This window comes from Streptomyces sp. NPDC001568 (assembly GCF_042893755.1).
Lineage (GTDB): Bacteria > Actinomycetota > Actinomycetes > Streptomycetales > Streptomycetaceae > Streptomyces.
Map to the genome: position 1 here is coordinate 35,672 of NZ_JBIAVF010000021.1, position 16,424 is coordinate 52,095.

Below are 16,424 nucleotides of genomic sequence, written 5' to 3' on the forward strand. Positions count from 1 at the left end.
CGCTACCACCCGCCCGGAAACCACGGACGACGCCCGGCTCCTCGACACCGGCGCGCCGGATCTGCCGAATCCGCCGGGCGGGCCCGCGGAGGGGGCCGGGCCTCCTCCCGTTGGCAGCGACCGCGGCTCACCCGCAGGCGGCGCTCAGCGCGGCGGTGAACTCCCCGGCCAGTTCGGTGATCACGGGGAGGTCGAAGGCCAGCGCGTTGTACTGGAGCCAGCACCGCATGCCGCCGTCCGGCTGCTCGACCACGGTCAGCTCGGGCACGCCCCGGTCACCGCCCGGCAGCGGCCAGGGCACGGTGCTCCCGCGCGGCAGCTCCCAGGGCTCGCACGCCAGGCCGGGCAGCTGAGCCGGCGCGGCCCACGCCTCGTAGCGGAGCCAGGCCGCGAACGGCACGGACGGACTGAACTCGGCGAACGGGTACAGCTGGTGGTCCAGCGCCTCGCTGTGGACCGTCCGCAGCCGGTCCACGAGTTCGGCGAAACCGGGCGCCCCGCTCGCGTCCACCCGCAGCAGCAACGACTGGACGAAGCAGCCCACCGTCCGCTCGGCGTCCGGGCGCGGGCGACCGGGCACCGGGGTCATCACCACCAGGTCGGGACGTCCCCCGCGGCTCGCCAGCAGTCCCGTCCAGGCCGCCGTGACGGCCAGGAAGGGCGTGGCGCCCAGCTCGGCCGCCCGGGCCCGCAGGGCTTCGGCCAACGCCGCCGGTACCTCGAACTCGTGCGCGGCGGTGAGCACTTCGTTCACCGACCGGCGGCCGGCGAACTCCTCGACGGCCTCCGGCGCCCCGGCCAGCGCGCCCCCGAAGTGGGCCCGGGAGACCGGCCAGTGCGTGTTCGCCCAGTCCACCAACTCGGCGTAGCCCGGGCCCGAGCGGGCCGGCGGGGCGGAGCGGCCCCGCCGCAGCGCGGAGTAGAACACCCCCAGGTCGGCCAGCAGCACACCGACCGACCAGCCGTCGGCGACCATGTGGTGCATCGCGACCAGCACCACGTGGTCGGTCTCCGATCGGCTGACCACCAGGAGGCGTGCCATCGGGTCACGCGCCAGGTCGGTGAGACGGTCGCGTTCGGCCAGCAGCAGGGCGTCAACCTCGGCGTCGGTGGCCCCGGGGGCCCGGGTCAGCGTGATCCGCACCCGGGGCTCCTCGTCCAACACCGCCCGCACCACGCCCTCGCCCACCGCCTCGAACCGGGTGCGCAGTGCCGGATGGCGCCGGACCGCCTCGGTGAGCGCCAGACCCAGGATTTCCGGTTCCAGCCGGTCGACCACCCGGAACAGGGCCGTCACCGCGCCGGCGTCCCGCCCGGGGGCCTCGGCCATCCAGCGGAAGAAGTTCTCCTGCTGGGAGGTGAGTGCGACGGCGTGCGGCTGCGCACGGAGCGCGGCCAGGTACGGCGTCACGGTCCCCGTGCCGGCGGACGCTCCGTCGGAGGCGGGCTGACGCCGGTCGGGGTGGTCCACCCAGGCCGCCTGGGAGCGCAGCGAGGGCCGCTCGAAGACCACGGCGGTCCGGGCCCGGACCCCGAACTCGGCGCTGATGCCGGTGGCCAGCTGGACGGCCCGGAAGGAGTCGCCGCCGAGCGCGAAGAACTCGGCGGCCACATCGGTGACCGGTCGGCCGAGCAGACGCCGCCAGAGCCCGGCCAACCGCAGTTCCGTCGGGGTGGCGGGGGCGACCGCGGGCCCCGTTGACTCCGCGGGCGCGTCGAACAGCGGGCGGAGCCGGTGCTTGACCACCTTGCCGCTCGGGTTCCTGGGCAGGTCCCCGGCGAGCAGGATCCGGACCGGCAGTTCGGGCCGGCTCAACCGGGCGCTCAGGAACAGCCGGAGCTCGTCCAGGTCCAGACCGTCGGGACCGGCCACCACGACCGCCACCGGGACGGCGCCCATCACGGGGTGCGGCAGGCCGAACGCGGCGGCGTCGGCGACCGCGCGGTGTTCGTGCAGCGCCTCCTCGATCCGCAGCGTGGAGACCTTCAGCGCACCGCTCTTGATGACGTCGCTCTCCCGGTCGACCAGGTACAGGTAGCCGTCCGGGTCGAGACGTCCGACGTCGCCCATCCGAACCCAGCCGTCCCGGAACACCCGGGCGCTCTGCCCGGCGTCGCCCAGGTAGGCACGTGCGGGTCCGGGCTGGCGCAGCCAGACCTCGCCGACCTGCCCGGCGGGCAGCGGCAGCCCGTCCGCGTCGAGGATCCGCAGGTCCCGGGGGTCCGTCGGGCGGCCCAGCGAGCCGGGGCGGCGGGCATCGACCACGGTGGAGATCTGCGCGGGCGAGGCCTCGGCGGAGGTGTAGGTGTTGACCAGCGTCGCGCCCGGCAGCGCCGCGGCCAGCGCCGTCGCCACCGGCACGGGCAGTGCGGCGGCGGAGGAGTTGACCAGGCGCAGACTGCTCAGGTCGTACCGGTCGGCGGTGCCCGCGTTGACCAGTTCGATCGCCATCGAGGGCACCAGGAACGCGGTGCCGATCCCGAACTCCTCCACCGCGGCGCCGAACCGGTCCGCGTCGAAGCGCGGCAGGCTGAGCGTGGTGGGCGCGGCGGTCAGCGCGCCCAGCAGCATCACCTGGCCCGCGTTGGTGCCGATCGGGAAGGCGTGCAGGGCGTGCCGGGAGTGCGCGTAGGCGCGCCGGCGGGGGTGGGTTGCCAGGCCCGCGGTCAGGTTTCCGTGTGCGGCGAGCACGCCCTTGGGCGCGCCGGTGGTGCCGGAGGTGCCGATCACCTGGGCCGGGTCGGCCGGGCCGACCCGGTGCGGAGGGCCGGCCGGCGGCTCGGGGTGCGCCGCCAGCAGGGCGTCCAGACACAGGTCCGCCGGCCCCGGGAGGGCGGGCGGCCCACCCTCCCGCAGGACCGCGCCGGCTTCGGCCAGCGCGGCCAGGGCGGCGGCATCGGCTTCGGACAGGTCCTCGCGGACCGGGACGGGCACGGCGCCCGCGTACTGGACGGCGAGGAAAGCGACGGCGTACCGCTCCCAGCGCGCGTCGGGGAACCGCAGCACCACCCGGTCGCGCGGTGCGACCCCGGCGGCGGCCAGTGCGACGGCGGCGCGCAACGCCTCCTCGCGCCAACGGCGGTAGGTGAGTTCCCCGCCGCCGACGACCCGCAGCGCGACGTGGTCCGGGTGTTCTGCGGCCCGCGCGTCGAGGAGCTCGGGGACGGTCGTCGCGGCGGGCGGCACGGTGGTGGCGATGGCGTTCTCCGATGCGGTGCGATGGCATGCGATGCGGTTCGGTTCGGTTCGGTGGGAGGGGGGTGGGGCGCGGGCAGGTGCGGTCAGTTCAACCGGTCGGCGGCCTCCTCCTCGCTGAGGGCGTCGATCTCCGCGATCAGCAGCGCCTCGATCCGGGCCGCCAGGGCCGCGGGAGTGGGGCTCTCGAAGACGTCGCGGATCGACACGTCGAGGCCGACGCCGGCCCGGATCCGGGCGGCGACCCTGGTGACCAGGAGCGAGTCCCCGCCGAGGGCGAGGAAGTCGTCCAGTACGCCGACCCTCGGCAGGCCGAGCACCTCCTGCCAGAGGTCGACCACCAGGGCCTCGGCATCGGTGCGCGGCGCCAGGTACTCGGCGGCGCTGCCCACCGGGTCCGGGTCGGGCAGGGCCGCGGTGTCGAGCTTGCCGTTGGCGGTGAGCGGGAGGGTGTCGAGCAGCACCACGGCGTCCGGCACCATGAAGGCCGGCAGCCGCAGCGCCAGGTGCTCGCGCAGTTCGCCCGCCGGCGGCGCGGACGCGGACTCCTGACCGGGGTCCGGTCGCAGGACGGCGTAGGCGATCAGTCGGCGGCCGTCACGGACCAGCACGGCCACCCGGCCGACCGCCGGGTGGGCGGTGAGGGCGGCCTCGATCTCGGCGGGCTCGATCCGGTATCCGCGGATCTTCACCTGGTCGTCGGCGCGGCCGAGGAACTCCAACTGCCCGTCGGTGCGCCACCGGGCGCGGTCGCCGGTGCGGTACATGCGGGCGTCCGGGGCGCCGGCGTACGGATCCGGGAGGAAGGACTCCGCCGTCAGATCGGGCCGGGCCGAGTAACCGCGCGCGAGGCCGTTCCCGCCGATGTACAGCTCGCCCTCGGAGCCGGCGGGCAGCAGGCCGCCGCGCTCGTCCAGGACGTAGAGCCGCACCCCCGGCAGCGGGCGGCCGAGCGGCGGGCGCCGCTCGGCGGCGGGGCCGCTGCCGGCGCCGGCACGGCCGCCGGCGAGCTCGCCCGCGGTGACGATGACGGTGGCCTCGGTCGGGCCGTAGGTGTTCACCAGCCGGACGGTGTCGCCGTGCCGCTCCCGCCACTGGGCGAGGGTCACGGCGCGCGCCTCGGAACCGCCGAGGACCACCAGGCGCAGCGACGGTGGCCAAGGGGTCCGGTCTTCGAGGGACACCAGTTCCTGCCAGTACGCGGTCGGCAGGTCGAGGACGGTGACGGACCGCCCGGCCCCGGTGCGCAGCAGGTCGGGCAGCATCCGGCCGCCGCCGGGCAGCAGGACGACACAGGCGCCCGCGGTGAGGGCCGGCCAGATCTCCTCGGCGTGGGTGTCGAAGCCGAGGGAGGCGAACTGGACGATCCGGTCGCCCGGCCCGAGCCCGTACCCCTGCGGCCCGGCCATCCAGCGGACGCGCTCGGCCAGGGCGGCGTGCTCGACGGCGACGCCCTTGGGGGCGCCGGTGGAGCCCGAGGTGTAGAGGACGTAGGCGAGGCCGCCCGGGTCCTCGGCGGACGGCGCGGCACCCGCCGGCTCCGCGCCCACGGACTCGACGCCCGAGGCTCCGTCCCCGGTGTCCGGATCGCCGACGGTCAGCACCGGGACCCCCAGGTCCGGACGTTCGCCTCCGGTGAGCAGCAGGGCGGCGTCCGCCTCGCGGAGCATCAGCCGGCGGCGCTCGGCCGGGTGCGCGGGGTCGAGCGGCAGGTAGCCGGCGCCCGCCTTCCAGATCGCCAGCAGGGCGGTGACCAGCTCGAAGGACGGCTCCATCCCGACGCCCACCGCGCGGCCGGCCACCGGCCCCAACCTCCGGGCCAACTCATCGGACGCACGGTCGAGTTCGACGTAGGTGCGGACGCTGCCCCCGCACTCGAGGGCGGGTGCGTCGGGACGGACGGCGACCTGGTCGGCGAAGCCGCGCAGGATCGGGCGGGCTTCCTCGGTGACGGCCGGCCCGGCGCCGAGGGCCAGCAGCGCGGCGCGCTCCTCGCCGGTCAGCAACCAGTCACCGTGCAGCGGGACCTCCACGTCCATGACGGCGCGGGCGAGCAGGTCGCGGATCCGACGTGCCAGGGCCTCGACCGTGGGACGCTCGAACAGCTCCCGGTCGAAGCAGAACGACAGTGTCATCCCGCCGTCCGCGGTGCGCCAACTGTCCAGTAGCAGATCGGTCTTGGCCCGGTCGAATCCGGAGTCCATGCTCGCCGTACGGACGTCCGCGGGCAGCGTGGACCGCTCGTCGGCGCCGGCCGGATCGTATTGGCTCTGGTGGACGAACACCGCTTGGTGGAGCGGGCCGACACCGGGCAGTACCGGCAGCCCCAGTTCGGCGGCCACCCGCTCGACCGGAACGTCCTGATGGCTCAGCGCGGCCATCGTGGCGGAGCGCACCCGGCGCAGGACGGTACGGAAGTCGGGCTCGCCGGTGAGGTCCGCGCGGATCACCCCGGTGCGGGAGAAGTAGCCGAGCAGGGCCTCGTGGGCGGTCTCGTTGCGGCCCGCCAGCGGGGTGCCGACGGCGAAGTCGTAGCTGCCGCTCCAGCGGGCCAGCACGCTCTGGTAGGCGGCGAGCAGCACCATGAACGGTGTGCAGCGCTGCTCGCGGGCCAGGCCGTCGAGCCCGGCGACGAGGTCGGGACCGAGGGCGAGGTCGGCGAAGCCGGCCGGGTGGGTGGGATCGGCCGGCCTGGGGTGGTCCAACGGCATCCGCAGGGGGCCGACGCCGGCCAGCCGCCCGCTCCAGTACCGGACCGCCTCCTCGGTGCCGCCGCCGTCCAGCCTGGCCCGTTCCGCGAGTGCGAAGTCGCCGAACTCCATTTTCAGCTCGGGCAGTTCGGCCGAGCCCTCGCCGATCTCCTCGCGGTACAGCGCGAGCAGTTCGCGCCACAGCACGGTGAACGACCAGCCGTCGGAGACGATGTGGTGGACCACCACGCACAGGGCGTGCTCGCGCTCGCCGGCGCTGACCAGGACGGCCCGCAGCGGAGGGCGCTCGCCCAGGTCGAAGGGGGCGTTGACGTAAGGGGCGCAGGCCGCGGTGAAGGACTCCTCCACGGCGTCCGCTATCGCGATCCGGGTGAGCTCGAGGTCCCTCACGGGTTCCACGAGTTGGACGGGCTGCTCACCGTCCAGGGCGAACCGGGTGCGCAGCACCCGGTGGCGCGCGGTGAGCCGGGTGAGCGCCGTGCCCAGTGCCCGTGGGTCGATCGGGCCGTTCCAGCGCCGGTTCAGGTACATGTTGAACCCGGAGTCCTGGGGCCCCAGTTGCTGGAGGAACCACAGGCGACGCTGCTCGTCGGTCAGCGGATACCGGGCGATCGGGGTCGAGGTCGGTGACGGGGACGGTGTCGAGGACGCGGTCGCGGTATCGGTCGGGGCCGGGGCCGGGGCCGGGGCCGGGTTCGGGTTCGGGGAGGTCATGTGCTCATCTCGCCTTTCGTGCGGGCCCGCAGGGTCTCCAGGCCGATCAGGTCGTCGGACTCGGCGTCCGGGACTTCCCGGTCGAAGCGGGCCAGAACGGGAATGCAGAGGCTGATCAGGACCAGTGCGGCCATGGCGAGGCCGAACACCAGGTAGAGCAGGCCGATGCCCCGCCCGTCGCCGGTGCCGATCAGCGCGCCGACGGTGGAGGCCAGGGCGCCGCCCTCGTCCATCAGCGGCTGGAGCAATTCGGGGCCGACCGGGGCGACCAGGGCGAAGCCGATCGGCAGCGTGGACCAGGCGACCATGGTGTTCACCGCGATCACCCGGCCGTGGAAGCGCATCGGCACCTTGGTCTGGACGACCGTCGCGTAGATGCCGTTGAGCAGCGCCAGCCCGTAGGTCATGCCGAACGCGCCGACGGCGACCACGGTCACCGAGGGCCGCAGGCCGGTGACGACGCAGGCGGCGGCGAGGCCGAGCGTGGCGAGCAGGACCCCGCGCAGGCGCATCCGGCGCGGACCACCCCAGACCAGCAGGGTCAGGCCGCCGAGGACGGCGCCCAGACCGGCCGCGGTGGAGACCCAACCGGCCGCCGCCGTCGAGGAGAAGGAGAGCACCAGCGGGGTGACGAGCAGGAAGAGCGGGGAGAGGAAGACGTTGAGCACCGCGAACCAGAACAGCATGGCCCTGAAGTGTCGGCTGCCGAGGGCCCGTCGGAAGCCCGCCCGGATCTCGGCGGCGACGCTCTCGCGACGGGTGGCGGCCATCGCGTCGGGGAAGCGCACCGCCAGCGTGACGCCGGTGGCGATCAGGTAGCTGACGACGTCGAAGACCAGGATGCCGCCGAGACCGATCACGTTCAGGATGGCGACCGCGATCAGCGGAACGAGGAACTGGGCCAGACCGAACGCCATCTGGACGACGCCGTTGGCGCGGCCGAGGAAACGCTTGGGCACCAACTGCGGCACCGCCGAGCCCCAGGCGACGCGTTGGAAGGCGAGCGAGGCGGAGAGCAGGGAGATCATCACGTAGCAGTGCCAGGTCTCCAGCGAGCCGCTGAGGTGGAGCGCCAGCAGCGCCGCCTGGGTCAGGCCGGCCGCGACGTCACCCCACAGCATCACCCGGCGGCGGTCGCCGCGGTCGACGATGGCGCCGGCCAACGGGGCGACGACGATGCCGGGTACGAGGCCGAAGGCCGCGAGCAGACCGAGTTGGAACAGCGAACCGGTCTGCAGGTACACCCAGATCGGCAGGGCGAACTCGGTGAGCGCCGAGCCGATCATCGAGAGCTGCTGACCGGTGGCGACGGCCAGGAAGCGGCCCATCGTCGGGCGGACGGGGCCGCGCTCGCGGCCCTTTCGGGCCTTGCCCGGCGTCCCGGCACGCACCGACTCCTGCGGCCGTGCGGCTTCTCGCCCGGGAGCCGGTTCAAGGCCGGGTTGCGCCCCGGCGGCGTCGCGGGACAGGCCGGCCAACCACCACGTGGCGTCGGCGGTGCGCTCGTGGCGCGCCTCCTCGCCGGTGGCGATCGAGCGGTGCACCCCGGTCAGGATGGCGGCCAACTCCTCGGCGCGGTACTTGAGGTAGAAGTGCCCGGCCTCGTCCAGGACCACCACGGCCGCGGTGCCGGTGAGCCGGTGCCACTCGCGGAACCGCTCCTCGTAGAACTCGGTCGCCGGATCGCGGTCGCCGCAGACGGCGATCACCGGCGCCGTGATGCGGCCGCCCTCGCTCTCGTACAGCTCGCCGAAGTAGCGCTCGGCGCCCTTGGTGCCGATCCGGCGGTTGCGCACGATCAGTCGCAGCTGGTCCTCATCGACCTCGTCCACGTCCAGGCCCGCCGCCGCCAGGGCGTTGATCATGCCCTGGTCGCTGCGCAGGCGGCCGGACAGCTCGGCGAAGCGCTCGGCCAGCGCGGCTCCACGTCCCTTCGGGCGGGCGAACGGGAAGATGCCCCCGAGGTGGACGGCGTCGATCTCCCGCCCGGCCGCCTCCACCCGGCGGGCGATCTCCACGGTCAACCGGACGCCGACCCCGCAGTGCCCGTAGAGCACCAGCGGTCCCTCGACGTGGGCGACGATCTCCTCGGCGCAGAGCCGGGCGACCTCGTCGATGTCCAGCGCCTCCTCGCCCAGCTCGTGGCCGGGGACGGCGATGGAGTGCAGGGCCCAGTTCGCCGGCATGGCGTCGGCGAGCGGCTTGTAGATCAGCGCGCTGCCGCCGCCGTACGGGGCGCAGACCACACTGGCGGCCGGCTCGCGCCGCTCGGGGGTGAGCAGGTGCAGCAGCCGTCGCGGGCCGCGCTCTGCCTCCGGAGCGGTCACCAGCGCGGCCAGTCGACGGACCGTCGGGTACTTGAAGAGGTCCATCACGCCGACCGGGGTGGCCAGGTCGGGGAAGGCACGGCGTATCCGGGCGACCACCTGGGTGGCGAGCAGGCTGTGGCCCCCCAGTGCGAAGAAGTCGTCCAGTGCGCCGACCCGGGGGAGGTCCAGCAGGTCCGCCCACATGGCGGCGATCACCTGCTCGGTCCCGCCCTCGGGATCGACGTGGGCGCCGGCGGCCGGGGCGTCCGCGGGCGCGGGCAGCGCCTTCCGGTCGACCTTGCCGTGGGCGAGCAACGGCAGCCGGTCCAGCACCACGTAGCGGGCGGGGACCATGTAGTCCGGCAGGACCTCTGCCAAGGCGGCCCGCAGGTCGGCGGCGGTCGGTGGTTCGCCGCCGGCGGGGCGCTCCAGGTAGGCGACGAGGTTCTGCTTGACGCCCTCGCCGCGGGCCAGGACCACCGCCTGGGTGATGCCGGGCAGCGCGGTGAGCGCGGCCTCGATCTCGCCGGGCTCGACCCGGTAGCCACGGACCTTGATCTGGTCGTCGACGCGGCCGAGGTAGTCCAGCGATCCGTCGGCCCGCCAGCGCGCGAGGTCGCCGGTGCGGTACATCCGCGGGCCGTCGGCTCCCGGGACGCCGGGGGCGGCGCCGGACGGGTCGGCCGTGGACGGCCCCGAGTCGTACGGGTCGGCGTACGGGTCGGGCAGGAACCGTTCGGCGGTCAGGTCCGGCCGCCCGAGGTAGCCGCGGGCGAGCCGGTCCCCGCCCACGTACAACTCCCCGGTGACGCCCGGCGGAACGGGGTCGCGGTTCTCGTCCAGCACGTAGCAGCGCCCGCCGGCCAGCGGACTGCCGATCGGGGTGTTGCCCGGCGCGCCCACGCCGTCGGCGGTGACCTCGTGAACGGTGATCCCCACCGTCGCCTCGGTCGGTCCGTAGTGGTTGAACACCGCGCACCGGCCCAGTGCGGCGATGCCCGCCGCCCAGGACCAGTTGCCGGCCTCGCCGCCGAGGACCAGTGCTCGGCGCGGCAGCAACCGGGCGAGCGGCGCGTCGGCGGACAGTGCGGCCAGGTGCGAGGGCGTCATCTTCAGGTAGTCGATGCCGGCCCGCTCGATCTCCGCGGCCAGTTCCACGCCCGCGATCCGTCGCGGCAGCAGGTGTACCCGGCCGCCGGTCGTGAGGGCCAGGTAGAGCATGGTGATGCTGAAGTCGAAGGAGAGGGACTGCAACAGCCCGAAGGAGGAGCCGGGTTCGATCCGCAGTCGCTCCCCGGCCCCCGCGAGGTAGTTGAGGACCTGGCGGTGCTGTACCGCGACGCCCTTGGGCGTGCCGGTGGAGCCCGAGGTGTAGATCACGTACGCCAGGTCGTCGGCGCCGGAGACCTCCTCCAGCGGCGACCCGTCCCCCTCGCTCGCGTCGTCGTCGCGCGTCAGCAGGTCGACCGCGGGGTGGTCACCGAACCGCGGTCGCAGCGCGCTGTCGGTGATCAGGACCCTGGCTCCGGCGTCGGCGACCAGGTGGGCGAGCCGGGCGGGGGGCTGCTCGGGGTCGAGCGGCAGGTATCCGCCGCCGGCCTTGAGGACGGCGACCAGGGCGACGGCGAGTTCTGCGGACTGCTCCAGGCAGACGGCCACCCGGTCGTCCGCCCCCACGCCCAGCGCCCGTAGCCGCCGGGCCATGGCGTTGGCGCGCCGGTCGAGGTCGCCGTAGGTCAGCGTGCGGTCCTCGAAGACCAGCGCGGGCGCCCCGGGCGTCCCGGCCGCCGCCCGGGACAACGCCCCGGTGAGCGTGGCGGGACCGCCGTCCGGCAGCGGGGGGCCGGCGGCCCACGTCTCCAGCACGGCCGTCCGCTCGGCCGCACCGAGCAGGGGGAGCCGGTCGATCGGCAGTGCGGGGTCGGCGACGCCGGCCGCGGTGAGCAACCGGAACCGCTCGGCGAGGCGCTCGACGGTGCCCGCGTCGAAGAGGTCGGTGCGGTAGGTGAGCAGACCGTAGAGGCCGCCGTCCGCCTCCTCGCGCATGTAGAGGGCGAGGTCGGCGTGGGTGGTGGTGGCTTCGTAGCCGAAGCCCTCGGACTCCGGGCCCGCGGTGGTGGTGGCGCGCCCGCCGTAGTTCTGGAAGGCGAAGGTGGTCTGGAAGACGGCGGCGCGGCTCACGTCGCGTTCCACCGCGAGATCGCTCACCATCTGCTCGAACGGCACCTCCTGGTGCGCGTACGCGTCGAGCGTGGTGTCGCGGACCCGGCTGATCAGACGGCCGAAGTCGAGGTCGGCGCAGAGCCGGGCTCGGATCGGCAGCATGTTCACGAACGCGCCGACGACACCTTCGAGTTCGTGGTGGAGACGACCGGCGACGGCGGAGCCGACGGCGAAGTCGCGCCGGCCGGTGTGCCGGCCCAGCAGGACCTGGAACGCGGCCATCAGCACCATGTACGTGGAGGCGCCGTGTGCCCGCGCCACCTCACCCACCCGGCGGGAGAGCTCGGCGTTCCAGCGGAACTCGACCGCCGCCCCGTCGAAGGTGAACAGTGGCGGGCGGGGTCGGTCGGAAGGCAGCTCCAGAGCCGGTACGCCGTCGAGTTGGCTGCGCCAGTGCTCGCGCGAGGCGGCGAGAGCGCCGCTCTCCAGACGATCCCGCTGCCACGTCGCGTAGTCCCCGAATTGAACCGGCAGGAGCGGGAGTTCACCCGGAGCGCCGTGCGCGTGGTGGGCGTGGCGGAGGTCGAGCTCGCGGTGGAGGATGTCGATCGACCAGCCGTCGCCGATGATGTGGTGCATCACCAGGGCGAGGACGTGGTCGTCCTCGGCGATCCGGACGACGAGGGCGCGCAGGAGCGGGCCGACCTGGAGGTCGAAGGGCTCGGCGATCAGCGCGCCGAGTTCGGCTGCGGCGCGCGCCTGCGGGTCCGGGTCCGCGCCGACGTCCATGTGCTGGGCGGCGAACGGCGCGGGATCGGCGATCCGGACCTCGGCGGTGCCGGCCTCGGTGGTGTGGAAGGTCATGCGCAGGCTCTCGTGCCGGGCCACCAGATCGGTCAGCGCGGCGTCCAGCGCGTCGCGGTCGAAGGGGCCGCGGAACCGGCGGGCCGGCGCCAGCGTGTAGGCCGTGGAGCCGGGCGCGAGCTGGTCCATGAACCAGAGCCGTTCCTGGCCGCTGGAGAGGGGCGGCGCCGTGCCCACCGGGCGGGGCTCCACCACCCGGGCGGGCGCCGCGGCGCCGCGCAGCCGCCGGCTGAGCAGGGCGCGCTTGGCTGCGGACCAGTCGGTGGGCAGGTCCTGGGTATCCGTCATCGGGTTCCTGTTCGGGCGTTCGGGCGTTCGGCGGGGGAGTGGGAGGGTGCGGACGCGGCGGGGGCCGGGCACGGGGCAGTGGCCCGCGCCCGGCGTACCGGTCACCTGGCCTACCGGCGCTCGCGGACGGCGGCGGCGATGCCTGCCGGGGTCGGGACGTCGAAGAAGACGTCGAAGTCCAGCTCCACGCCGAACGCGTCGCGGATCCGGGCGGCGATCCGGATCACCGTGAGGGAGTGGCCGCCGAGGTCGAACAGGTCATCCTCGGGGCCGACATCGGGCAGGTTCAGCACCTCGGCCCAGATCCGGCGGATCGTCCCGGTCGTCCCGTCGTCGCCATCGGCGGCCCGCCGCGTCGGAGCCTCGCGCGGCGGTACCGGCAGGGCCCGCCGGTCCAGCTTGCCGTTGGGGGTGAGGGGAAGACGCTCCACGATGAGCCAGCGCTGCGGCGCCATCGCGGCCGGCAGGGTGCGCAGCAGGTGGTCGCGCAGGTCGGCGGGGGCGGGCGGCCGGGCGCCGGCGGCCGGGACCAGATAGCCGGCCAGGAAGGGCTCACCGTCCTCCTCGGTGTGGACGGCGACGGCGGCCTGGGTCAGGGCCGGGTGGTCCAGCAGGGCGGACTCGATCTCGCCGAGCTCGATCCGGTGACCGCGGATCTTGACCTGGTCGTCGATCCGGCCGAGGAATTCGAGTTCGCCGTCGGACGTCCGAACGGCGCGGTCCCCGGTGCGGTAGAGCCGGGCGTCGGCCGGGCCGAACGGGTCCGGCACGAAGCGTTCGGCGGTGAGTTCGGGTCGACCGAGGTAGCCGTGCGCGACGCCGTCGCCACCGATCAGCAGCTCTCCGGGGATGCCCAACGGGGTGGGGTTCAGCTGCTCGTCGACGACGTAGGTCCGGGTGTTGGCGATCGGGCGGCCGATCCCGATCTGCCGGGGCGCGGCCGGAATTTCGGCGCAGGTGGACCAGATGGTGGTCTCGGTGGGGCCGTACACGTTGAACAGGCGGGCGGTGCGCGCGCGCAGTTCGCGGGCGAGCGGCAGCGGCAGCGCCTCGCCGCCGGCCAGGCCGGTGACGTCGGTGAGCGCGCCGGCGCCGGTCCCCGCCGTGAGCATCACCCGCCAGCCGGACGGGGTGGCCTGGACGTGGGTCACGCCCTCGGAGCCGATCAGCGCGAGCAGGCCGGGGCCGTCGACGCCGAGGCCGTCGGGGGCCAGGACCAGCCGGCCGCCGGTGATGAGCGGCAGGTAGAGCTCCAGCGCGGAGATGTCGAACGAGAGCGAGGTCAGGCCGAGCCAGGTGTGCCGAGGGCCTGATTCGAGCCGGTCGGCGAAGGAGGTGAGCAGGTTGACCAGCGCCCGGTGGCCGACCGCCACGCCCTTGGGCCGGCCCGTGGAGCCGGAGGTGTAGAGGACGTACGCCACGTCCTGCGGACCGGGAGCGGAGGCGGGGGCGGCTCCGGCCGGGTCGTGGTCGACCGCCGAGGGGGCCGGGAGCCGCAGGACCGCGGGGGCGGCGGCGGCCACCACGGGCGCGGGCTCGCGGTCGGCGAGCACCAGAACGGCTCCGGAGTCGCGCAGGACGAGGGCCAGGCGCTCGGCCGGATAGCCGGGGTCCAGTGGCAGGTACGCCGCGCCGGTGGCGAGGACGGCGAGCAGCGCGGCCGGCAGGTCGGCGGTGCGGTCCAGGTGGAGGGCGACCAGGTCGCCGGGGCGGACGCCGCCGGTCCGCAGGGCAGCGGCCAACTGAGCAGTACGGGACAGCAGTTCGCGATAGCGCAGAGCGCGGCCGGTGGTGCTGACGGCGATGGCCTCGGGGGTGGCGGCGGCCTGGGCGCGGAACAGGTCGAGCACGGTCCGGTCGGCCGGATAGGGCCGGTCGGTGGCGTTCGGCGCGGTGGTGACGGCCCGGAGTTCGGCGGCGTCCAGCAGCGGCAGGTCCAGCAGCCGGGTACCGGGTGCGGAGACCGCGCCGGCGAGCAGGGTCCGGTAGTGGCCGGCGATCCGGCGGGCGGCGTCCGGGGCGAGCACGGCCGGGTCGAACTGGAGGCTGAAGTCGATGCCGCCGCCCGGAGCGCCCGCGCCGCCCGGGGTGTCGGGGGCTTCGACGATCTGGAGGTGAAGGGTGTTGCGGGCGGTACGGTTGTGCACCGCCCAGGCCACCCGGGCACCCGTGTCGGCGAAGTCGGGGTCCGGGCCGCGCCGGCGGTAGCCGAGCGAGACCGGGGTGAGCCCGACGCGGGGGCCCAGTCCGGCGACGGCGGTGCCGAAGGGGACGTCGCGGTACGGGTAGCCGGCCCGCAGCTCGGCCCGGACGGCGGCGGCGAACACGGCGAAGGTATGGTCCGCATCGGCCGCAGGCGCGTGGACGGGCAGTTCATTGACGAACAGCCCTATCTCATGGGCGAGTTCGGGTGTCCGGGTGGAGAGCGGTACGGACACGGGCACGGCTTCGCCGCCGTAGCGGCGCAGCAGCCCGTGCAGGGCCGTGAGCAGGAACTCGAAGACGGTGGTCCCGGTCAGGTCGGCCGCGGTGGCCAACTCGGCTGCTCCGGAACCTTCGAGGCGCCACTCGACCGCCTCACCGGCCCCGGCCGCTGTCGGCGTGCGGGGCGCGCCGGGCAGTACCGGTTCGGTGGCGGCGGCCCAACGCGGCCCGTACCACTCGGCAGCCCGCCGCACGGTGTCCGGCTCGGCGGCCGGCGCGACCGCCGCGGTGGTCGCGGGCGGGGGCAGGGGCAATGAGCCGTACGCGGCTGCGAGGTCCCGGGTCAGGACGTCCTTGGAGTTGCCGTCGAAGACCGAGTGATGGGCGGAGACCAGCAGCTCGGCGCTGCCGTCGGCGCGTCGGAGCAGGGTGAAGCGGCTGAGCGGTCCGGTCTCCAGGACGAACGGACGAGCGGCCTCCTCCTCCAGCAGCTTCTCCAACTCGGCCTCGTCCGACGGTGCTTCGAGCTGCTCCAGTTCGGGCCGCCGCTCCGCGGGTTCCTGCCGGACGCAGCCGTCACGTTCCACCAACCGTGCGGACAGGGCCGGATGGCGTCCGGTCACGGCGGCCACCGCGCTGGCCAGCGCCGTGGTGTCGATCCGGTCGAAGGAGATGCGCACCGGCATGTGGAACGCCTCGTGGGCCAGTCCCAGCCGTTCGGTGAGCCAGACGCCCTGCTGGGCCGGTGAGGCCGGGATGAGGTCGGGTGGTGGGAGGACTGCGGACATCGGCGGCTCACTTAGGACGTGGGAGCGGAGCGGAGGAGCAGCACGGTGAACGTGCGGACGCGGCATGGGGCGCGGGCTGGCGCACGTCGAGGCGCGGGACGGCAACGGCAGCCTGCGGCATATGGGTTGGGCAGCGGTTTCGGCCATCGTGTGGCGCCCGGCCCACCCCCGAGGACCGGCCGAAGGCCGTGCGTGGTCAGGACCGCCGAACATCCCGGGTTCCCCGAGGTGGTCGGTGGATCAGGCCTCCGCCCGATGAAGACAAATGGTCCAGACCTGTCGAGAGATTCGCACAACACCCACACACCGTCAAGGGTTGACCATGGCTCGGAATCGACCGTCGTGCGCGCGCCGAACCGCAAGCCCGTTCGCCTGAACGTCCGTAGTCGGAATTGACTTTGACGGAGCGTCATTTCGCATCTCATGACTGCCGATCGACCGTGTCCGGGATGGGGGGCGAAGCCTTCGCTGGTGCACATCCGAAGCCGTCGCGAGTCGGTGATCAAGGAGAGTCGGTCGTCACCGAGTGACACATGTGACGGGGTTCCCGGCGAGGACGCCGAGCCGATCGCCGTGCGGCAAGCCCGGTCCCGCCGCTGCCGCAGGCCCGTGTGCGCGTGCCACTCCGGATCGTTCCGGATGCCCCGACCGCCGCCGCCGGCCCTACCTTGTCGACGGCGCCCGGCAGGGCGACCTGTCCGGAGCCCGGGGAGCAGCGATGCCGACGACGGCCCCGACCGACCGCCGGACCGCCACGGTGCTCGGGCACCAGGAGCGCGAGGTGCTCTCCGCGGTCGGCTGCGGCCTGCGGGACGACGAGGTCGCCGCCGCGCTCGCCATCCCCCCTTCCGGATCCGGGCGACGACCGGACCGGTGTTTCCCGGTACTTCAGTGGCCCCCAAGGGTTGGCCATTCCCACCGAGCCGTGCGATCCGGCCGGTCCGTCGGCGACCGACGCCGTCAGGGC

4 protein-coding genes are annotated in these 16,424 nt (G+C 74.4%); all 4 read right to left on the reverse strand.

Features of this window, described 5'->3' with window-relative positions:
* Positions 1-127: 127 nt before the first annotated feature.
* On the reverse strand, positions 128-3,187 hold the full coding sequence (locus ACFY0I_RS32265) for an AMP-binding protein (protein WP_388902372.1): 3,060 nt from the start codon (positions 3,185-3,187) through the stop codon (positions 128-130).
* Positions 3,188-3,282: 95 nt separating this feature from the next.
* Entirely contained in the window at positions 3,283-6,621 is a 3,339-nt protein-coding gene (locus ACFY0I_RS32270; protein WP_388902374.1) for an amino acid adenylation domain-containing protein, read from the reverse strand.
* On the reverse strand, positions 6,618-12,245 hold the full coding sequence (locus ACFY0I_RS32275; protein WP_388902376.1) for an amino acid adenylation domain-containing protein: 5,628 nt from the start codon (positions 12,243-12,245) through the stop codon (positions 6,618-6,620). Before ACFY0I_RS32275 ends, ACFY0I_RS32270 begins: the two co-directional genes overlap by 4 nt.
* Positions 12,246-12,355: 110 nt before the next feature.
* The gene (locus ACFY0I_RS32280; protein WP_388902378.1) at positions 12,356-15,457 is read right to left on the reverse strand and encodes an amino acid adenylation domain-containing protein; all 3,102 of its coding nucleotides are present in this window, start codon (positions 15,455-15,457) and stop codon (positions 12,356-12,358) included.
* Positions 15,458-16,424: the final 967 nt, after the last annotated feature.

Coding starts and splice junctions, on each gene's coding strand:
- ACFY0I_RS32270 (WP_388902374.1), bottom strand. CDS start 6,621: ATGACCTCCCCGAACCCGAACCCGGCCCCGGCCCCGGCCCCGGCCCCG.
- ACFY0I_RS32275 (WP_388902376.1), bottom strand. CDS start 12,245: ATGACGGATACCCAGGACCTGCCCACCGACTGGTCCGCAGCCAAGCGC.
- ACFY0I_RS32280 (WP_388902378.1), bottom strand. CDS start 15,457: ATGTCCGCAGTCCTCCCACCACCCGACCTCATCCCGGCCTCACCGGCC.